Origin of the sequence: Nocardioides bruguierae (assembly GCF_023554635.1) — a bacterium.
Lineage (GTDB): Bacteria > Actinomycetota > Actinomycetes > Propionibacteriales > Nocardioidaceae > Nocardioides > Nocardioides bruguierae.
In genome coordinates, this window is record NZ_JAMJPH010000012.1 from 65,433 (window position 1) to 84,849 (window position 19,417).

Annotated in this window: 16 protein-coding genes; 10 read left to right on the forward strand and 6 right to left on the reverse strand. The window is 71.4% G+C overall.

Annotation, left to right across the window (positions count from 1 at the left end):
• Nucleotide 1 precedes the first annotated feature (1 nt).
• The 9 genes from M8316_RS07910 (at nucleotide 2) to M8316_RS07950 (ending at nucleotide 10,588) form a co-directional block, all read left to right on the forward strand.
• Nucleotides 2-1,036, forward strand: a complete 1,035-nt coding sequence (locus tag M8316_RS07910) for an aldose epimerase family protein (protein ID WP_250053526.1) — start codon at nucleotides 2-4, stop codon at nucleotides 1,034-1,036.
• 645 nt (nucleotides 1,037-1,681) lie between these two features.
• Nucleotides 1,682-3,157 carry an ABC transporter substrate-binding protein gene (locus M8316_RS07915; protein ID WP_250053527.1) on the forward strand — a complete coding sequence of 492 codons (1,476 nt, stop codon included), beginning with the start codon at nucleotides 1,682-1,684 and terminating at the stop codon, nucleotides 3,155-3,157.
• A 149-nt stretch (nucleotides 3,158-3,306) separates the two neighbouring features.
• Nucleotides 3,307-4,224 (forward strand): ABC transporter permease, encoded by a 918-nt coding sequence (locus M8316_RS07920; RefSeq protein ID WP_308195975.1) that lies wholly within the window; start codon nucleotides 3,307-3,309, stop codon nucleotides 4,222-4,224.
• Nucleotides 4,224-5,144, forward strand: coding sequence for an ABC transporter permease (locus M8316_RS07925; protein ID WP_250053529.1), 921 nt, complete (start codon nucleotides 4,224-4,226; stop codon nucleotides 5,142-5,144). Before M8316_RS07920 ends, M8316_RS07925 begins: the two co-directional genes overlap by 1 nt.
• 103 nt (nucleotides 5,145-5,247) lie before the next feature.
• Complete coding sequence (locus tag M8316_RS07930; protein ID WP_250053531.1) at nucleotides 5,248-6,324, forward strand: ABC transporter ATP-binding protein; 1,077 nt, start codon at nucleotides 5,248-5,250, stop codon at nucleotides 6,322-6,324.
• Nucleotides 6,321-7,370 carry an ABC transporter ATP-binding protein gene (locus M8316_RS07935; RefSeq protein ID WP_372490569.1) on the forward strand — a complete coding sequence of 350 codons (1,050 nt, stop codon included), beginning with the start codon at nucleotides 6,321-6,323 and terminating at the stop codon, nucleotides 7,368-7,370. Before M8316_RS07930 ends, M8316_RS07935 begins: the two co-directional genes overlap by 4 nt.
• A complete protein-coding gene (locus M8316_RS07940; protein ID WP_250053534.1) occupies nucleotides 7,363-8,781 on the forward strand; it encodes an amidase in 1,419 nt (472 codons plus the stop codon). The genes M8316_RS07935 and M8316_RS07940 overlap by 8 nt, the downstream gene beginning before the upstream one ends.
• Nucleotides 8,778-9,662 carry a phosphotransferase family protein gene (locus tag M8316_RS07945; RefSeq protein ID WP_250053536.1) on the forward strand — a complete coding sequence of 295 codons (885 nt, stop codon included), beginning with the start codon at nucleotides 8,778-8,780 and terminating at the stop codon, nucleotides 9,660-9,662. Before M8316_RS07940 ends, M8316_RS07945 begins: the two co-directional genes overlap by 4 nt.
• Entirely contained in the window at nucleotides 9,659-10,588 is a 930-nt protein-coding gene (locus tag M8316_RS07950; protein ID WP_250053538.1) for a choline/ethanolamine kinase family protein, read from the forward strand. The genes M8316_RS07945 and M8316_RS07950 overlap by 4 nt, the downstream gene beginning before the upstream one ends.
• Before the next feature lie 91 nt (nucleotides 10,589-10,679).
• Here the strand turns inward: M8316_RS07950 and M8316_RS07955 are convergent, their stop codons facing one another.
• The 4 genes from M8316_RS07955 to M8316_RS07970 form a co-directional block, all read right to left on the reverse strand.
• On the reverse strand, nucleotides 10,680-11,687 hold the full coding sequence (locus tag M8316_RS07955) for an EamA family transporter (protein WP_250053540.1): 1,008 nt from the start codon (nucleotides 11,685-11,687) through the stop codon (nucleotides 10,680-10,682).
• Nucleotides 11,688-11,696: 9 nt separating this feature from the next.
• Nucleotides 11,697-12,629, reverse strand: a complete 933-nt coding sequence (locus M8316_RS07960; protein ID WP_250053542.1) for a choline kinase family protein — start codon at nucleotides 12,627-12,629, stop codon at nucleotides 11,697-11,699.
• 83 nt (nucleotides 12,630-12,712) lie between these two features.
• On the reverse strand, nucleotides 12,713-14,095 hold the full coding sequence (locus tag M8316_RS07965; protein WP_250053544.1) for an amidase: 1,383 nt from the start codon (nucleotides 14,093-14,095) through the stop codon (nucleotides 12,713-12,715).
• A 157-nt stretch (nucleotides 14,096-14,252) separates the two neighbouring features.
• Nucleotides 14,253-15,038 carry a GntR family transcriptional regulator gene (locus tag M8316_RS07970; protein WP_250053546.1) on the reverse strand — a complete coding sequence of 262 codons (786 nt, stop codon included), beginning with the start codon at nucleotides 15,036-15,038 and terminating at the stop codon, nucleotides 14,253-14,255.
• A gap of 228 nt (nucleotides 15,039-15,266) precedes the next feature.
• Between M8316_RS07970 and M8316_RS07975 the strand changes: the two genes are divergently transcribed.
• Complete coding sequence (locus tag M8316_RS07975; RefSeq protein ID WP_250053548.1) at nucleotides 15,267-16,616, forward strand: aspartate aminotransferase family protein; 1,350 nt, start codon at nucleotides 15,267-15,269, stop codon at nucleotides 16,614-16,616.
• A 103-nt stretch (nucleotides 16,617-16,719) separates the two neighbouring features.
• Here the strand turns inward: M8316_RS07975 and M8316_RS07980 are convergent, their stop codons facing one another.
• Together M8316_RS07980 and M8316_RS07985 are read right to left on the reverse strand one after the other, a co-directional pair.
• Entirely contained in the window at nucleotides 16,720-18,492 is a 1,773-nt protein-coding gene (locus M8316_RS07980; RefSeq protein WP_250053550.1) for an alpha/beta hydrolase, read from the reverse strand.
• A 53-nt stretch (nucleotides 18,493-18,545) separates the two neighbouring features.
• On the reverse strand, nucleotides 18,546-19,412 hold the full coding sequence (locus M8316_RS07985) for a crotonase/enoyl-CoA hydratase family protein (protein ID WP_250053553.1): 867 nt from the start codon (nucleotides 19,410-19,412) through the stop codon (nucleotides 18,546-18,548).
• Between the last annotated feature and the right edge of the window lie 5 nt (nucleotides 19,413-19,417).

The following is a 19,417-nucleotide window of genomic DNA, read 5'->3' on the forward strand; positions in this document are numbered from 1 at the left end:
CGTGCCCGACCCGCGGGGCAGGCTCCTCGGCACCCTGGACGACGGCCGCCCGGTGCGCGCCCACGTCATCGGTGCGGCCCCGGGGCCGCTGGTGGAGGTGCTCGACCTGGGGGCCGCCGTCCGCCGTCTCGAGGTGACGGGCGGGGACGGTGCGCGCCGCGACGTCACCCTCGGCTACGCCGGCGCGCAGGAGTACGCCGACGGCGGCTACTTCCTCGGCGCCGTGGTCGGCCGGTACGCCAACCGCATCGCGGACGGCACGTTCACCCTCGACGGCCGCGAGGTGCGGGTGGGCACCTCCGACCGCGGGCACCACCTGCACGGCGGGCCGGCCGGCTTCGACACCCGGACGTGGGACGTGCTCTCCCACGGCCCGGACCACGTCGAGCTGGGCCTGCTCAGCGAGGACGGGGACCAGGGGTTCCCCGGCCGGCTCGCCGTCACCGCCCGCTACGAGGTGGCCGGCGAGAGCGTCCGCCTGGTGCTCGGCGCCGAGACGGACGCCCCCACCCTCGTGAACCTCACCAGCCACCTCTACCTCGACCTCGATGGCCACGGCGTGGACGACCTGCTGCTCGAGGTGCCCGCCGACGGCTACCTGCCGGTGGACGCCACCGGCATCCCTCTCGGCCCGGTGGAGCCCGTCGAGGGCACCCCGTTCGACCTGCGGGAGCCCACACGCCTGGGGGACGTCGCCAGGTCAGGCCACCCGCAGGTGGCCGCGGCCCAGGGGCTGGACCACACCCTGGTCGTGCGCGGCACCGGGCAGCGCACGGTGGCGACGCTGACGTCCGCGCGGACCGGCACCCGCGTGACGATCGGGAGCGACCGGCCGGGCCTGCAGGTCTACACGGGCAACTTCCTGGACGGTCGGCACCCGCGCCGCGACGGCACCCTGCTGCGTCAGGGCGACGGGATCGCGCTGGAGCCCCAGCTCTTCCCCGACACCCCGCACCATCCTCACTTCGGGTCCGCGGTGCTGCGGCCGGGGGAGACCTACCGGCACGAGATCTCCTGGACCTTCGGGGCGCTGTAACAGGCGAGGTCCTGGACGCGGAGCCCGGACGTGAGGAGGCCGCACGAGGAGGTACGCGTCTCGTCCCAGACCACAGCTCTGCTGGACCGACCACCCAGCCTCCTGGTCGGCGAAACGAGGCTGCTCGGGCATCTCGGCTCGAGACGGGTGGTCCATTGATGGTCGCCTCGGCATCCACAGGATGACGTCATCTCCGTCACAAGGTGCCGTGCGCCACCGTCGTCACCTGCTGAAACGCATGGTGAATGAAGGTCGGCCAATTATTACGAGCGTGTAATGGGTTGGCGTCCTGACCAGAAATGGTGGCGGGTTCAACTCTTCTCGTCGAACTGAACGAGACCGGTGGACGGTCTCTCCCCTCGGCCGACCACCGGTCACAGGCGTGTACCTGAGGCCGTGGTGAGGCGCGCGGGGACGTCGGTGCGGCACCCCTGTCGGGGCGTCCTCCGGTGTCGGTTCCCCGCAGCGCGGACCGCGCTCAGATCCCACGAGGAGAGAAAGATGAAGTTGGCCACCCGCCACCGCGGACGGATTGGTGGAGTCGCCCTGGCGACACTCGCCCTCGTCCTGTCGGCGTGCGCTTCCAGCTCGAGCTCGAGCTCCCCCGAGGCCTCCGGTGACCCTGTTCGGGGCGGGGACATCACCGTGGCCTTCGCGGCGGCGCCCACGACGCTCGACTGGAGCACGCAGTACGCCGTCAACACGGAGCAGATCGCCTGGCACATCTTCGAGACGCTCTATGCCACGGACAAGGACTTCGTCCCGCGTCCGATGCTGGCCACCGACTACTCGGTGAGCGACGACGGGCTCGTCTGGACGATCAACCTGCGCACGGGCGTCACCTTCCACAACGGTGACGACATGGAGCCGGTCGACGTAGTGTCCTCGCTCGAGCGCTGGATGCTGGTCTCGGATGCCGGCAAGGAGCTGGCGCCCAACGTCGTCAGCGTCGAGGAGTCAGGCGACAGCGCCGTCGAGATCACCCTGAAGTCACCGAACGCCAACCTGATCAGCCTGCTGTCCAGCGCTGACCAGGCCGCTGCGATCATGCCGGCCGAGATCGCCGACGCCGCCGGGACCGACCTGATCGCCAACGAGGACATCATCGGCACCGGCCCCTACCAGTTCGACTCGTGGACTGCCGGCGACTCCGTGGTCCTCAAGCGGTTCGAGGACTACGACGCGCGCGACGAGACCGACTGGGGCGGGCTTGCCGGGCGCAAGGAGGCCTACGCCGACACCATCACCTACGCCGTGGTCTCCGAGCAGAACGTGCAGATCTCCGGTGTGCAGACCGGCCAGTACGACATCGCTACCGAGATCAGCGCCAGCGTCTACGACGCGGTCAAGGACGTCGCCGGCACGGAGGCCCACGTGGCACCCCTGGGAAACCGGCTCGCACTGGACCTGAACCACACCATCGCCCCCTTCGACGACGTGAACATGCGGCTCGCTCTCGACGCCGCGCTCGACCAGGAGAGCGTCGGCATGCTGGTGGCCGGCAACGAGGACCTCTTCTCCACCGACCGGGCCCTCTTCCCCGAGGTGCAGTCGAACGTCCACACCGAGGCCGGCACCGAGGGGCACGTCGTGGGCACGGACATCCCGGACGTCGAGCTCGCCCAGGAGTACCTGGACAAGGCCGGGTACGACGGGGAGACCCTGAAGCTCCTCACGACCAAGGACTTCCCGATCATCTACCAGATGAGCCTCGCCGTGCAGGAGCAGCTCAACAACGTGGGGATGAACGTGGACCTGCAGGTCGAGGACTGGCCGACCTACCTGAAGTACCGGCTCGAGGAGCCGGGCGGCTACACCTTCGCCGCCGACTACTACCAGCCCACCAGCGGGCCCGAGGTCACGGTCTGGATCAAGCCGACCGAGTGGAACGGCTACACCAGCGACGCCATGACGGCGGCGCTGGACGCCTGGAACAACGCCACGGACGACGACGCCAAGTCGGCAGCCATGGACCAGATCTCCGAGGTCTACTTCGCGGAGATGCCGTCCTGGCTGGGGCCGCTCATCACCCCGGTCACCCTGTCCAACGACCAGCTCCAGGGCTACGCGGACTACAAGAACGGTCTGCCGGTCCTGTGGAACTCCTGGAAGACCGACTGAGCAGGCCCCGGGCCGTCGTGGCCCGGTGAACACCGCGAGCGGTGCGGTGCAACGGAGCACCGCACCGCTCGACGGCGGCCGGGAGGGACCTCCTGGCCACGAGCAACAGCGAAAGGCGACGTGCAGTGGGCGGAACGATATCGAGGCGGGTGGTCAGCCTCGTGCCGACCGTTCTCGTGGTGGGCATCCTGGTCTTCCTGATGATCCACCTGACGGGGACGGACCCGGCCGCGGTCATCCTGGGCAGTCAGGCCTCGCCGGAGAGCGTGGCGGCCCTGAACGCGCAGCTGGGCTACGACCGCCCCCTGTGGGAGCAGTTCATCAGCTGGATCGGTGGGGCGGTGACCGGCGACCTGGGCGTCTCCGCTTACAGCCAGGAACCGGTGACCAGCATGATCGTGGACCGCATCCCGACCACCCTGTCCCTGGCCGTCGTGGCCATGGTGATGACGCTGCTCATTGCGATCCCGACCGGCATCCTCGCGGCCTGGAAGCGGGACTCGCTCCTCGACCCGCTGTTCATGTCCGGCTCGCTGCTGGGCATCTCCATCCCCAACTTCTGGGCCGCCCTGATGCTGGTCTCGCTCTTCGCGGTCAACCTCGGCTGGTTTCCCGTGGCCGGGTACGTCCCGCTGAGCGAGGGACTCTGGCCGTGGCTGTCGCACCTGGTCCTGCCGGGCTTCGTGCTGGCCATCCAGCAGGCGGGGCTCCTGGCGCGCATGCTCCGGGACGGGCTCCTCCAGGTCCTGCACGAGGACTTCGTGCGCACCGCCCGGGCGAAGGGCCTGGGCGAGCGCTCCGTGCTGGTCGGTCACGCCCTGCGCAACGCCATGCTCCCGACCCTGACGGAGATCGGCAACGCGGTCGCGGGCCTCCTGGGCGGCGTGATCATCATCGAGATGGTGTTCGCGATCCCCGGGATCGGAAACCTCCTCATCCTCTCCATCGAGCAGCGCGACCTGCCCGTGATCCAGGGCGCCGTGATGTTCGTGGCCATCTGCTACGTGCTGGTCAACCTCGTCACGGACCTTCTCTACTCCTACCTCGACCCAAGGATCAGTGCCTGATGGCGACCGACACCCCGGTGGCCCCGACCACCTCGACCACGGAGCCCGGCGGCGCCCCCGCACCCGGGCGAGGCCCCGGCCGGCTGCGGGGGGCGACCCGCTTCGCGCGTTCCCACCCCTTCGCCGTCGTCGCGACGGTCGTCCTCGTGCTGTACGTCGTGATGGCGCTCGTCGGGAGCACCTGGTCCGACGCGGCCTACGACCAGGACCCCGCCCTGCGGCTCCAGGGCCCCTCGTCGGGGAACCTGCTCGGTACCGACGACCTCGGCCGCGACCTGTTCGCCCGCATCGCCATCGGAGCGCGCACGTCGCTCGCCGTCGGCGCCCTGGTGACCGTCCTGGCGGTGGCGCTCGGCATCGTCACCGGCCTGGCCACCGGCTACTCCAAGGCCGTCGACGCGACGCTGTCCCGTCTCATCGACGGCGTCCTGGCGTTCCCCGCGTTCCTCTTCGCGATCGCGATGGTGTCGGTGCTCGGTGCCGGCGTGCGTGCCGAGGTGATCGCCCTGGCGCTCGCCTTCTGGCCACGCATCTCCCGCGTCGTGCGGTCGTCGACGCTGCAGCTGAAGGAGGCCCCCTTCATCGAGGCTGCCCGGGCCGGCGGCAGCCGATCCGGCACGATCCTCTTCCGGCACATCCTGCCGAACGCCGTCTCGCCGATCATCGTGCGCGGCACGTTCGTCTTCGCCGAGTCCATCCTGCTGGACGCCGGACTCAGCTACCTGGGCCTCGGGGCCGTCCCGCCGACACCCTCCTGGGGCAACATGCTCTCCGACGCCCAGGTCTACCTGACGCTCGACCCCTGGTTCGTCTTCGTGCCCGGTATCGCGATCGTGGGCGCCGTGCTCGCGCTCAACGTCGTGGGTGATGCCCTCCGTGACTGGCTGGACCCGCACTCCCGGGCGGGTGGTCGCGCATGAGGAGGCCCTCGCCGGAACGAGAGCGCCCTGCCACGGGCGGGCAGGAGACCGGTTCGCGCGGCGGAGCAGCTGCCGCAGGCTCACGACGAGAAGGAGAGCAGTGATGGTGGTGGACACGACGGCACCCGAGCCGACGACGATCGAGCAGACCGCTGTCCTCGAGGTGGAGGACCTGCACGTCGGCTTCGGGGCGGCGGACGACGACCTGCGCGCCGTGGACGGTGTCAGCCTCAGCGTGGCGCCGGGCGAGACGGTCTGCATCGTCGGCGAGAGTGGTAGCGGCAAGAGCGCCTTGTCGATGTCGATCATGCGGTTGATCGACTTCGAGGGCGGGACCATCCGGTCCGGTGCCATCCGGATCGGCGGCCAGGACCTGGCGACGGCATCGCAGAAGGAGGCGCGCTCCGCGCGGGGTGAGCACCTGAGCATGATCTTCCAGGAACCGATGTCGGCTCTGAACCCGGTGCACACCGTCTCTCGGCAGATCGGGGAGATGCTGCTGCTGCACGGTCGAGCCACGAAGCGCACCGTGCGTGACGAGGTCCTCAAGCTGCTCGACGACGTCGGGATGCCCGACAGCCGGCTGCGTGCCAAGCAGTACCCGCACCAGCTCTCCGGAGGTCTGCGGCAGCGGGTGCTCATCGCCATGGCCATCGCCTGCAGGCCCCGCCTGCTCATCGCCGACGAGCCGACGACCGCGCTCGACGTGACCACCGAGGCGCAGATCCTCGGTCTGCTGCGCTCCCTGCGCGACCGCTACGGCATGTCGGTCGTGCTCATCACCCACGACATGGGGGTGGCGGCACAGATGGCTGACCGGATCTTGGTGATGTACGCCGGGAAGATCGTGGAGCAGGGCACGGCGGAGGAGCTGTTCGCCCGTCCGCGCCACCCCTACACGCAGGGCCTGCTCGCCTCGATCCCGTCCCGGCAGGGTGTGCCTGGTAGCAGGCTGCACGCCATCCCCGGCACGATGCCGAGCATCGGGAACCGTCCGTCCGGGTGCAGCTTTCACCCTCGGTGCGCGTTCGCCACCGACCGCTGTGCCACCGAGATCCCCGTTCCCAGGCCGCTGGAGGGCAGCACCGTGGCGTGCCACCGGGCGGACGAGGCTCCGGTCCTGGCTGCCGCCACAGCCCTCCACCAGCACCCCGACGAGCACGACGGAGACACCGCATGACCCAGGCCACGCGCGCGGACCAGCAGACGGCAGGCCCCGAGCACGACCCAGACGTCATCGCCTCGCTGCGTGACGTCGAGATGCGCTTCCGGGTCGGCGGGGGCCTCGGCCGCGCCTCTTACGTCCACGCCGTGGACGGCGTCACCCTCGACGTGCTCCGCGGCGAGTGCCTGGGGCTGGTCGGGGAGTCCGGGTGCGGGAAGTCGACGGTCGCGCGCGTGCTGACCGGCCTGTACGAGCCGACCGGTGGGTCGACCTCCTTCGAGGGACACGACCTGTCGGGCATGCGAGGTTCCCAGATCCGCCGCTTCCGCCGGGACACGCAGATGGTGTTCCAGGACCCGTACGGGTCGCTCAACCCGCGGTGGCGGATCCGCAGCATCGTGGAGGAGCCGCTGCGGGCCCACCACGTCGGCGATCGGGCCTCCCGGGAACGGGCGGTGGCCGAGGCGATAGAGATGGTTGGCCTCGACCCGGCGCGGACGCTGGACCGGTTCCCGCACGAGTTCTCGGGCGGGCAGCGACAGCGCATCAGCATCGCGCGCGCCATCGTCATGAAGCCGAAGCTGGTCGTGGCGGACGAGGCGGTGTCAGCGCTCGACGTCTCGGTGCAGGCGCAGATCCTGAACCTGCTGATGGACCTGCAGCGCGATCTGAACCTCACGTACGTGTTCATCGCCCACGGCCTGGACGTGGTCCGACACGTCTCGAACCGCGTGGGGGTGATGTACCTGGGGAAGCTCGTCGAGATCGCTGAGGTCGAGGACCTCTACGAGCGGCCGGCCCACCCGTACTCGCGGGCGTTGCTGGCGTCCTCGCCGGTCGCCGACCCACGGGCCCGCGGCAACGAGCCGGCGCTCCAGGGCGAGCTGCCCTCGCCGATGAATCCGCCGTCCGGCTGCCGGTTCCGTACCCGGTGTCCGCGTGCGACCGAACGGTGCGCGACCGACGAGCCGGCGCTGCTGCAGATCGGCACCCGCCGCAGCGTCGCCTGCCACTACCCGCTGCTTGACGAGCAGGACCCAGAACGAGGAGACCATGCCTGACACCGAACGGTGCCTGCCCCTGTCCGCGCTGACCGCCGCGGAGCTCACCTGCGGCTACGCCACCGGCGAGATCGACCCGGTGGACGTCGCTGAGGAGACGATGGAGCGAGCGCACCTCGCGCAGGTCCGACTCTCGGCGGTCGCAGCGTTCGCGGAGCCCGGGAGCGTCCTCGACGGTGCGCGAGCGGCCCGTGAGCGCTGGCGAGAGGGCCGTTCGCTGGGCCCGCTCGACGGGGTGCCCCTGTCGATCAAGGAGAGCGTGCCCATGGCGGGCTTCCCGCGCCGGCACGGCAGTGCCGCGCACGAGGTGCTGCGCCCCACCACGAGCGTTCCCATCGTCCACCGGTTGGCAGAGGCAGGCGCACTGGTCTTCGCCACGACCGCCATGCCGGACCTCGCGCTCCTGGGCTCGGGCATGAGCTCGGCCTACGGGATCGTTCGGAACCCCTGGGACCCGAGCACCACGACCGGAGGCTCCAGCTCGGGCGCCGCGTCGCTGGTGGCAGCCGGGGTCGGGGCCGTGGCTGTCGGCACCGACGCCGGCGGCTCGGTCCGGATGCCGGCCGCGCACCAAGGCCTCTACGCCATCAAGCCCACCCAGGGGCGCATCGCCTACACCCCGAACTCGGTCCGCAGCGCGGGCCCCCTGGCGCGCACCGTCGACGACATGGAAGCCTTGCTCACCGTCATCGGGCAGGAGGACCCCTCCGACCTCAGCTGCCTGCCCGGGCGCTACGAGCCCCGGACGGAGCCCTACGACCTCGCCGGTCGACGGATCGGGGTCATCCGACAGATGGGCCCCGGGCTCCGCGCCGGTGCGGAGGAGGTCGCGGAGCTGGAGCGTCAGGCGGCGGTGCTCGAACGCCTCGGCGCCGTCCTGGTGGACGTGCACGAGCCCGTCATCTCCGAGGCCGAGCTGGAGGCGATGAAGGTCTTCTTCCAGGTGCGTCTCCTCGTCGAGCTGCACACCGTGCCCAGCAGCCGCAGATCGGTCGTCATCCCGGAGGTCTACGAGCAGCTCGAGGAGGGCTACGGGCTCTCCGCCCTGGCCCACGGCCAGGCGCTCGAGACCGTCGACAGTGCCCGGAACCGCATCTACGGGTTGATGTCCGACCACGACCTGCTGCTGACCCCCGCCACCGCCACCACCTCCTTCCCCGCGGACTCCCCGTTCCCGCCCGCGGCACGGCACACCTACGACCAGATGCCGTTCGCCGCCTGGTTCAACCAGACCGGTCAGCCAGCCGGTGTCGTCCCCACCGGCACGACCTCCTCGGGTACCCCGGTCTGCGTGCAGGTCGCGGGGCGACGCTTCGCGGACGCGGACGTCGTGGGTGTGATGCGGCTCCTGGAGGCCGAGAACGGGCGACTGGACTACCCGGTCATCGAGGCAGAGGTCACCGGCGCATGAGCGAGCCTGACCTCGGCGGCCCCTGGTCGGCCGACGACAGCATCGCCGCCGGTGGGCCAGGGTGGTGGTCCGGTAACAGCCGCCTGCTCGTCTCCGCGGTGCACCCCGGCGTGGTCCGGAAGTCGGCCCGGCCCCACGCGGCACACCTGACCACCCCCGGGGCCGAGGTGGCGCTCCGGCGTGCCGCGGCCGACGCAGGGCTCGGCCCGTGGGTCACCGAAGTCGACGAGGGCTTGGAGATGCCGGACCTGAGAGCCAGCGGGTACCGGGTGGCCACCTACGCACGGATGGCCGTTCCCCTGCGGGTGGAGAGCATGGTCGACGCCTTCCGGCAGATCGGCGACCTCGACGTGGACTTGCCGGTCCTGGACGTCCTCGCCGATCTCGCGCGGTTGCGCGGGGTGCTCGCCACGCTGCCCGTGGTGCCGCCGGCCGAGACCGAGCCGCTGGAGCGGGTCGTCGTGGAGCTGCGGGCGCTGCTCGCGGACGGCCCGCCTCCCGTTCCGTCCTTCGCCGACGTCACCACGGGCAACGTCATGGTGGACGCGGCCGGCCGGCTGCAGCTCGTGGGGGGCACCTTCGCCGCAGCAGTCGACCCCCTGTTCACCGCCGGGTGCCTCATCGCGGAGCTGTGCCCGCACCTGGCCGAGCCGGAGGACGTCTTCACCTGGTTCTGGGGCTCCTTCGACCGGTCCGCCTATGCCCGTGCACAGCTCTACGCCATCGCCGACGACCTGCGGTGGGCCTACGTGTCCCGGATCGCGACCGCGTGCAAGGACGACAAGGGCTTCGTGCCTGAGCTGTACGGCGTCCACCGGACCCGGCGTGGCCTCTGGGCGCTCAAGGACGCGAGCTTCCGCGACTGGAAGGCGGCGGCATGAGCGGGGTGGCGGCCGACCCGGAGGCGGTGATCGCCGTGCTCGACGGGCTGCCTGCCTGGCCGTGGGCGGGGCTCGACATCACGATGTCTCCCATCGGTGGCGGCCTCAACAACAGCAACTGGCGGATGCAGGTGGCCAGGGGGGAGGAGCTGTTCCTCAAGCTCCCGGGGACCGGTACGGACGCGTACGTCGACCGAGACCTCGCGCACGCGGCCGCCAGGGCCGCGGCCCGCGCCGGGGTGGGCCCCGACGTCGTCTACTACGACCGGATCTCCGGCGTGGAGGTGACTGAGTTCCTGTCGGGCTACCGCCCCCTGGTCGCCGACGAGCTGACCGGCACGGACGTCATCCACGACGTCGTGGCGCTATACCGGCGGCTGCACGCAGGACCGTTGCTCCCAGGCCCGGCGCGCACGACCATGGACGAGGCCCGCGCCGTGATCGACCAGGTACGCACGGCGGGCATCCGGCTCGCTCCGTGGATGGAGCGGGTGATCACCGTGTGGCACGAGGCGGAGCAGTCCTTGGTGGCCTCCGGCTACGACGTCGCCCCCTGCCACAACGACCCCAACTTCACGAACATGATGGTGCGGCCGGGGCACCCGCTGCAGCTCGTCGACTACGAGTTCGCGGCAAACAACGACCCGACGTTCGAGCTGAGCAGCTTGCTGTGCTTCTACAACTTCTCCGACCTCACGCGAGCCGCGCTCCTGGAGGAGTACCACGGCCGCTACGAGCTGCGGCACGAGGCGCGGCTTCGGGTCTGCTACGTCGGGATGCTGGTGAGGATGGGCCTCTGGGCCATCGAGAAGGCCCATGCGACGGACCCCGACTACGACTACCTGAAGTACGGGTCAGTGTTCTTCCTCGAGGCGGTGGAGTACCTGCGCGACCCCCGCTGGACGAGCTGGGTCTCCTCCCTCTGAGCCTTCTCGGCCCTCGTCCTCCGAGCCCCCGCGACCCATCCGCGGGGGCTCGGTCGTCGTGGGACGGTGTGGTGCCCGGCGTTCGGTGGGATCAGCCGTCGAGGGAGTCGGCCGGTGCCGAGCGCGGGGTGGTCGGGGCGGGCTGGCCCGCGGCCGGCGCATCCTGGCGTGGTGCCTCCGGGATCGGCGGCACCACCGGCAGCAACGCCACGTCCGGCCGGGTCGCGTCGGGCGGCAGATCGGCGCGGGACGACCATGCGACCGCCGCGAGGACCACGGCACCAGCGGCCACGACGATGGCCTCCACGGCCTCGCCGAGGACTGCCCAGGACGACAGCAGCCCGAACACCGGCACGAGGAGCCCGAACGGTGCCACTCGGGCCGAGTCGTGCCGGGAGAGCAGGAGCGACCACAGGGCGTACGCGCCCACGGTGGAACCGAGGCACACATAGACGAAGGCGAGGTCGGACGGCACGGTCTCGCGTGAGAACGCCGAGCCCAACGTCTCTGTGATCATCGCGGGGCCCTCGACGGTCAGGGACAGGACCAGGAGCGGCAGCACCGGCACCACGGACCACCACAGGGTGAGGTGGAGCGCCTGCGGTGCCGCCGCCCACCGTGTGGCGACGTTGCCAAGTGCCCAACCGGCCGCCCCGAGGACGGTCAGGACGATCGGCAGGACCGGCGCGACCGAGGCACGGTGGACCGCGATCACGCCGAGGGCTGCGAGGGCCACCGAGAGCCCCACCACCTGACGTCGCGTCACCCGCTCGCGCAGCAGGACGGCGCCCAGCACGACAGTGAGCGGTGCGGCGAGCTGGATGAGGAGGGACGCCAGCCCCGCCGGCATCCCGGCAGCCAGCGCCAGGTAGACGAGCCCGAACTGCACCACGCCCAGCGAGAACCCGATCGCCACGACCCGGGTGAAGGGCACCTGTGGTCTCGGGACGAGCAGCATGGTGGGCACCGCGACGACGAGGCACCGCAGGGCCCCGAGGAGGAACGGCGGGTAGTGGTCCAGCGCGATGGACGTGGCGGGGAAGCCGAGACCCCACAGCACGGCGACGAGCAGACCCAGCAACCGGTCACGCAGCGGCACGTCGGCCCCTCAGCCGCGGGCGGCATCGAGCCACGACGACCACCGAGGGTCGCGCAGTAGCTCAGCGGCGGACAGCAGGTAGACCGAGCCGTACTTGGTGAAGTCGTAGTCGGGGTCGGTCACGTGCGCCTTCTCCCGCGCCCACACACCGAAGCGGAGGTAGCAGGCGAAGGTGAGCAGGTGCATCCGTGCCTCGTGCCGAGCCTCGAGCCGACCGTGGTACTCCTCCAGCAGCTCTCGACGCTGGCCCTCGGTGAAGTCGAGCATGCGCAGGAACACCGACACCTCGAAGGCTGGATCGTTGTTGGCGGCGAACTCGTGGTCCACCAGCTGCAGCGGCCGCCCAGGTCGGTACATGAAGTTCAAGGGGTTCGGGTCGTTGTGGCACGGCATGGGGTCGAACCCGCCGGCGCGCAGCGCCGCCCGCACCGTGGGCCAGGCGTCCAGCACTGGGCTCGCCCACGCGGGGAACAGCCCCGGTAGGCGACGCGCGTCGGCCAGGGCGCTGTCGGTGTCGTCGTCGTAGGCGCGCGTGACCGGGAGCAGAGGGCCCGCGTGCAGGGTCCGGTACATCCGCACGACGTCGAGCGCCCGGTCCGGGCTCAGGACCTCGTAGGTGTCCAGTGGTCGGTAGCCGTCCAGGAAGGCGTGCACCTGGACCCCGTGCTCCTCGTCCTCGTGCACGACCGTGGGGCCGACGCCCAGTGCGGCCGCGCTCCGAGCGGCGGCGACGGCGAGCCGGTGGTCGGCGAACCCCTCGGTCGCCGCGCCGGGCAGCTTGAGGAAGTAAGAGGTGCCCTCCACGTCCAGGTGCCAGTTGCTGTTGTTCAGTCCCCCCGACAGCGGTGTGAGCCGCGCGTGCTGCGTCGGCCACGGCCAGCGGTCCAGGCCTCGGAGGTGGTCGAGGAGCGCTGCGGGTGAGCTCGCGGGTGTGGCGGTCACGCTGAGGAGCCTGTCGTTCGCGGTTGGTCGTCGGCGCCCGGGACTCCGGCGCCGACCAGGGGTGGACTGGTGCTCAGGAGGGGTCAGACGAAGGGGTAGGAGAGCGGCACGTTGCCGCGCTCCAGCACGCGCATGACCGCCACCACGTCGGCGTCGGCGAAGCGTCGGCCGACGACCTGCGCACCAACAGGCATGCCGTCCACGTCGAGACCCGCCGGGACGACGCCCGCGGGCTGGCAGGTCTGGTTGAACCAGGTCGTGTACTGGATGACGTCGTAGTTGTTGCGCGAACCGTCCGGCTGGAAGGCGTCCGCGGGGTAGCTGGACACGGGGATCACCGGCGTGACCAGGAAGTCGTGGGCCGAGGTGGCCGCGAGCAAGCGGGACTTGGCCGACTCGAGCTGGTCCATGGCCTGCGCGAGCTCGAGCGCGGTCGCCCGTCTGGCTGAGGAGAAGTCGGCGACCACCTGTGCCGTGACGAGGGCGCGGCGCTCCTCGGGGATGCTGTGCAGCTCCGCCAGCATCTTCGCGTTGAAGTACGTGGCCAGCGCCTGCAGATCGGCCTCACCGAGCCCGGTGTCGTCGACGTCGACGATCCGGGCACCCACCTTCTCCAGGAGAGATGCCTGCTGCTCGGCGGCGGCGACCTCGACGTCGCCTCCAGGTGTGCCGGCGCCCATCTGGCGCACCAGGCCGACGGACACGCCGTCCAGGTCCAGCGGCGTGGCCCGGGGCGCGTACCGACCGGGCAGGCAGGACAGGTCGACCGGGTCCTCCTGGCCCACGACGGAGAGCAGCAGCTCCATGTCGTCGACGGTGCGGGCCATCGGGCCGGCGCTGCGCACGGCGTTCGGCGAGTAGGCGATCAGCCCCTGCGTGGGCTTGAAGCCGTACAGGCCGTGGTGAGCCGCGGGGAGCCGGACGGAGCCGCCCATGTCGGTGCCGATGGCGATGGGGGCGACGCCTGCAGCCACGAGGCAGGCGCTGCCGGCGCTGGAGCCGCCCGGTGTGCGCGAGGCGTTCCAGGCGTTGCCCACGACGCCGTACACGGAGCTGATGCCGGTGTTGTTGGCAGCGAAGTCCGGCATCGCGGTTGTCGCGAAGATGATCGCCCCGGCCTCCCGGAGCCGGTGCACGAGCGGTGCGCTGACGGGCGGATCGACGGGCTCGTGGGCGATGCTCCCGTGGCGGCGGGGGAAGCCGCTGCTGGGCACGCTCTCCTTCACCGCCACCGGGACGCCGTCGAGCGGACCGGTGGGCGAGCCGGCCGCCCACCGCTCTCGGGACGCGAGGGCCTCCGCCAGCACCGACGCACGGTCCGCCGTGGCGGCGACTGCGCGGAACTTGTCCTGGGCTCGCTCAGCCGCGGCCAGCGTCTCCTCCAGCACCTGTACGGGGTCGAGCGAGGCATCGGCGAAGCCGCGCGTGAGGTCGGAGACGGTGAGGGACGCGGTCGCGGAGGTCATGGTGAAGCCTTTGCTGGAGACGCGGGGAGTGGTGCAGACAGGACGAGTGGACACCGTGGCCACGGAAGGTGGTCATGTTCCGCTGGTTCTGGACTGGATCGGTTACCACTTTGTAGGTGAACCATTTCTGGTGACCCTCGCCGGCGTTACATTTGGTTCACCGGGGCGTGATGGCGGGGCCCGTGGCGCCACCGGGGCTCACCTTGAACCGACAGCGGTCGGAGCGGAAGAGATCGAAGGAGTGCTCCACCGGGTGCCCGCGCTCGTCGTAGGCCAGACGCGTGAGGCGAATGAGGGCGTCGCCCTCCGCGATGTCGAGCAGCCCGGCCACGTGCGCCGGGGCCACGACGGCTTCCAGCCACTCGTCAGCACAGGTCACGTCGCACGCGAAGCGCTCGCTCAGGGTGTCGTACATCGACAGCGTCATGTCGCAGTCCAGCATGCCGGCGAAGCGCTTGCCGTCCAGGTACGCGTGATCGAGCGAGATGGCCTCCCCATCGGCGTAACGCAGGCGCAGCAGCGAGACCACGGGGCTCTCCGGCTCTAGCTGAAGACCCTCAGCGACCTCGACGGATGCCGGCTCCAGGGTGAGCTGGAGGACCTTGGTGGTGGGCATGAAGCCCTGGCTCCGCAGCATCCAGGGCAGTCCGAGCACCTGGTCCAGGCTGCGCTCGAGCTTGCGGCCTGACGCAGGCGCGAGGACGCCGACGGGATCCGGTGTCCTCACCACGCAGCCCGACAGGTACGCGCCGCCGGCCCGGCCGCGCACTCGGCGCACGATTCCCGCCTCCTCCAGGGTTCCCAGTGCCCGGCGTATCGTGGTCCTCGAGGTCTCCAGTCGCTCCGCCAGCTCGCGCTCGGGCGGTAGCTTCACCGCGGAGCGCTCCAGCAGGTCCGAGGCCAGGCGGGTCACCGCACCCAGCACCTCGTCGTAGTCGGCCATGCGACCGCCCCTCCGTTCGTAACGCGGCGTTCACGCCGGTCCTTGTCACCAGAAATGGTATGCGCAGAAGGTAGCGGCAGCGGCACATGCAGACCAGAGTGCCGACCAAACATCTCGTGTCAGGCGCCCGCCGGTGCTCGGCGGTCCCGGTTCGGGGCAGCACCGTCGAGAGAGCACTGTCGAGGCAGCGTCATCGGGCGGCGCCGGGCCTCGAAAGGACAATCTGAGTTGGGCAAGTCAACGATCCTCGACGGGAACTCCTTCCAGCCCGGTTCCGGCGCCGACCTCACCGAGCAGGATGCCCAGCTGATCGCGCGTCGTACCAGGGTGCTGGGTCCGAGCTACCGGCTGTTCTACGACCGTCCGGTGCACCTGGTGCGAGGTGCGGACACGCGCGTCTGGGACGCCGAGGGCAACGAGTACCTGGACGCGTACAACAACGTCCCCAGCGTGGGGCACGCGAACCCGCGGGTCGCGGCCGCCGTGCACGAGCAGATGCGGCGACTCAACACGCACTCGCGCTACCTGCAGGACGGCATCGTGGACTACGCCGAGCGGCTCGTGGCCACGATGCCGGACGAGGTCTCCCAGGTCATGTTCACCAACAGCGGCTCAGAGTCCAACGACCTGGCACTTCGCATGGCGGAGCACGCCACCGGCGGCACGGGCGTGGTGGTGACCAGCGAGGCCTACCACGGCACCACGGACATCGTCGCCAAGGCCTCCCCCGCCATGGGCTCGGACTTCGCGCTCGGCGCGCACGTCGAAACGGTGCCCGCCCCCGATGCCTACCGAGCGGGTGGAGGGGAGGGGTTGGGGCGCCACTTCGCGGAGCAGCTCACCGCCGCGTTCGACCGCCTTCGAGCGCGTGGCGTGGCGCCGTCGGCGTTCCTCGTGGACACGATCATGGCATCCGACGGGGTCCTCTCGGACCCGGCTGTCCTCGGGCCGGCCCTCGAGGCGACGCACCGTGCCGGCGCCCTCCTCATCGCGGACGAGGTGCAACCCGGCTTCGCTCGGACCGGTGACCGTCTCTGGGGCTTTGCCCGCCACGGGATCGTTCCCGACCTGGTCAGCATGGGCAAGCCGATGGGCAACGGCTTCCCGGTCGCCGCCCTCGCCGGTCGCCCCGAGCTGTTCGGCCCCTTCGGCCGTGACATCGCGTACTTCAACACGTTCGGCGGCAGCAGTGCCGCCGTTGCCGCGGCCGCCGCTGTCCTGGACGAGATCCAGGAGCGTGAGCTCCACCTCAACTCCGAGCGCCTCGGTGCCGCGATCAGGGCCGACATACGGACCCTGATGGACCGGCACTCCTGTGTCGGGGACGTCCGCGGCGCCGGACTCTTCATCGGGGTGGAGATCGTCCGTGACCGAGGGACGCGGGAGCCGGACCCGGCCATGGCGCACGACCTGATCAACGCGATGCGGGACCTGCACGTCCTGATCTCCGTCGCGGGCCCGGACAACAGCGTCCTCAAGATCCGCCCGATGCTGACCTACACGCGGGCGGACGCCGATCGCCTCGTCGAGACGCTCGACCTGGCGCTCACCCGCTGCGGACGTGCGCTCCAGGCCTGAGCCCGCATCGAACTCGAGCCTGAGCAGGCGGTGAGGTCGGGGGTCCGGCCGGACTCGGACCGGGCCCCCGCCACCGGGTGCTGTTTCGCTCGCGCTCCACGGCTCACTCCAGCAGGTCGCCCTCGAGGTCGGCGAGGGTCGCGACGAGCCGCTCCGTGTCCGTCGCGGCCCAACCTTCGGGCGGCAGCACCTGCGCCCAGGCCCGGGCCGGCGCCTGGCCGAACTCGTGGCCCTGGCCGTCGGGCACCTCGGTCGCCACCACCTGGTCGGCGGCGAGCTGGAGCATCGTGACCACGGGCAGCCACCCGGTCTCGGGGAGCACGTCGCGCCCGGCGGGCTCCTCGGCCCAGTCGGGCTCCGAGAACGCCAGCGACCAGTCCCACCAGGTGATGGGGTCGTTGGCGTGCTGGAGGTAGCCGACCCGGGTGCCCGTCCAGGGGCCCGGGTCGGTCCAGTCGGACTCCTGGTCGGCGAAGCGGACGACCGCTCCGCCGTCGTAGGTGGGCAGCACCTCGGGCGTGCCCGGGTCCCGCTCGGTGGTGAAGCGTGACCACAGCCGGTTGTTGGCGGTCGGGCCCACGAACAGGGCGCCGTCGGTGCGGGTCGCGAGGTCCTGGGCGCCGCTGAACGCGGCCTCACCGCCGAACGAGCCGAGGCTCTCGCCGCTGACCACCAGCAGCGGACGGGCGTCGGCCGGCAGCGTCACCCAGTGCGCGTAGACCGCGTCGAACAGCAGCCTGCCGGCGTCCTGCGCGCGCTCCTGGTCGACCAGGTAGGACATCCAGCTCGGCAGGTAGGAGTACTGGATGCTGACGGTGGCGGTGTCGCCGCCCCACATCAGCTCCAGCGCGCGGGCCTGGTCCTCGTTGACCCAGCCGCGGCCCGTGCCGGTGGCCACGTTGAGCACGGCCCGGTCGAAGCCGCCGGCGCGCACCAGCTCGGCGACGGCGAGGTCCGCCTGGGTAGCGAGGTCCTGCTCGTCGGTGCCCGCCGGCGCCCCGACGTAGGCGCGCACGGGTTGCTCGGCGGCGGTGCCCGTGAACGCGGCGACCTGCTCGGCGCTCAGCGCGTTGGTGACGAAGACGCGGCCCTGGCGGCCGAGGTCCTCCCACGCCACCAGGGAGTCCGGGCTGCCGGAGAGCTCGGTGGCCACGGGGGCGTCGACGTCGGAGGTGTAGTCGTCGTTGATGCCGGCGAAGGTGCGGTCCAGCGCCCCGACGACCGCGCCGCCGAGCACGCCCGTGGCCAGGCCCCACAGCACCCAGGCGACCAGGGTGGCGCCCACGGTCAGCGCGAGGCGCGGCGGCAGCACTCGTCCGACCTGCGTGGCCGTCCACGCCCCCAGGCGGCGCACGCCCCGAGCGGCCGCGACGAGGAGGACGAGGAGGACGGCGGTGAGCAGCACCTGCTTCACGTCGGCACCGACGCCGTCGCGGGGCAGGCCCACCGCGTCGCGCAGCCGGTCGTCCCACCGGTGGCCGAGCACCAGCGCCACCAGCGTCCCGAGGGCGCCGAGGCCGGCGATCCAGGGTCGGGCCAGGCGCCGCGCCTGAGGCCCGCCCCACGAGCGACCACCCTGCACGACCCAGCCGACGAGCGCCCCGGCGCCGTAGCCGAGGAACGCGCACACGGCCGAGACGAGCGCCTGGAGGACGGGCCCCAGCGGCAGGAGCGAGGGGGTGAGCGAGGCCCACAGCCCGAGGAGGGCACCGACGGCCGGTGCCGGGTCGACGGTGGGCAGCCGGTCGCGCACCCGGCGCCCCGCGCGCACCCAGGGCGCGGGCGTGAGCAGCGTGCTGCCCCCTTGGTCGGGGCGCCGGTCGTCGAGGTTCGGGCCGTCGAGGTTCGGGTCGTCGGTGCCGACGGAGGGGGTCACCCTGCCGATGCTGGCAGCGGCCTCGGCCCGACGGCAGGGTCGGTGGACCCGGGTCAGCCCAGGTCGGGCACGTCGGTGGCACGCCGGGTGAACGTGGGGTCGCGCTTCTCCAGGAAGGCGGCCACACCCTCCTTGCCGTCACCGACGGACGCCAGCCACATCGCGAGGCTGTCGCGGCGGTGCGCCTCCAGCGGGTGGGTCGCGCCGGCGCCGGCGTTCATCAGGCGACGGGTCATCGCGACCGCGGCGGCCGAGCGCCCCACCACGAACGAGCGGGCGAGCGCGACGGCGGCCGGCACCAGGTCCTCGGGCTCGTGCACGGACCGCACCAGCCCCACCTCCCGGGCGTGCTCGGCGTCCACCACGTCGGCCGAGTAGACCAGCTCCAGGGCTCGCGGCAGGCCGATCAGCCGGGGCAGGAAGTACGAGGACGCGGCCTCGGGCACGATCCCGAGCCGGCCGAAGACGAACCCGATCCGTGCCCGGGTGCCGGCCATCCGCACGTCCATGGCGAGCGTCATCGTGGCGCCGATGCCGACGGCGGCGCCGTTGATCGCGGCCACCACCGGCTTGTCGCAGTCGTGGATCGCCAGCGTGAGCTTGCCGCCGGTGTCGCGCACCCCGCTCTCCCAGGGCTCCTCGGTCAGGTGCTCGCGCAGGTCGGCGGCAGTGGGGGAGAGCGTCTCGTCGAGGCCGAAGACGTTGCCCTCGCCGGTGAGGTCCGTGCCGGCGCAGAACGCCCGCCCCGCCCCGGTGACGACCACCGCGCGCACGGCGTCGTCGGCCTTGACGGCACGGAACGCCGCCAGCAGCTCGCGGGCCATCGTCAGGTCGAAGGCGTTGAGCTGCTCGGGCCGGTGCAGGGTCAGGAGCAGGATGCCGTCCTCGTCCAGCTCCCAGCGCAGGGTCTCGAAGTCCACGGGTG

Coding starts and splice junctions, on each gene's coding strand:
- M8316_RS07950 (WP_250053538.1), top strand. CDS start 9,659: ATGAGCGGGGTGGCGGCCGACCCGGAGGCGGTGATCGCCGTGCTCGAC.
- M8316_RS07945 (WP_250053536.1), top strand. CDS start 8,778: ATGAGCGAGCCTGACCTCGGCGGCCCCTGGTCGGCCGACGACAGCATC.
- M8316_RS07935 (WP_372490569.1), top strand. CDS start 6,321: ATGACCCAGGCCACGCGCGCGGACCAGCAGACGGCAGGCCCCGAGCAC.
- M8316_RS07930 (WP_250053531.1), top strand. CDS start 5,248: ATGGTGGTGGACACGACGGCACCCGAGCCGACGACGATCGAGCAGACC.
- M8316_RS07925 (WP_250053529.1), top strand. CDS start 4,224: ATGGCGACCGACACCCCGGTGGCCCCGACCACCTCGACCACGGAGCCC.
- M8316_RS07940 (WP_250053534.1), top strand. CDS start 7,363: ATGCCTGACACCGAACGGTGCCTGCCCCTGTCCGCGCTGACCGCCGCG.
- M8316_RS07965 (WP_250053544.1), bottom strand. CDS start 14,095: ATGACCTCCGCGACCGCGTCCCTCACCGTCTCCGACCTCACGCGCGGC.
- M8316_RS07970 (WP_250053546.1), bottom strand. CDS start 15,038: ATGGCCGACTACGACGAGGTGCTGGGTGCGGTGACCCGCCTGGCCTCG.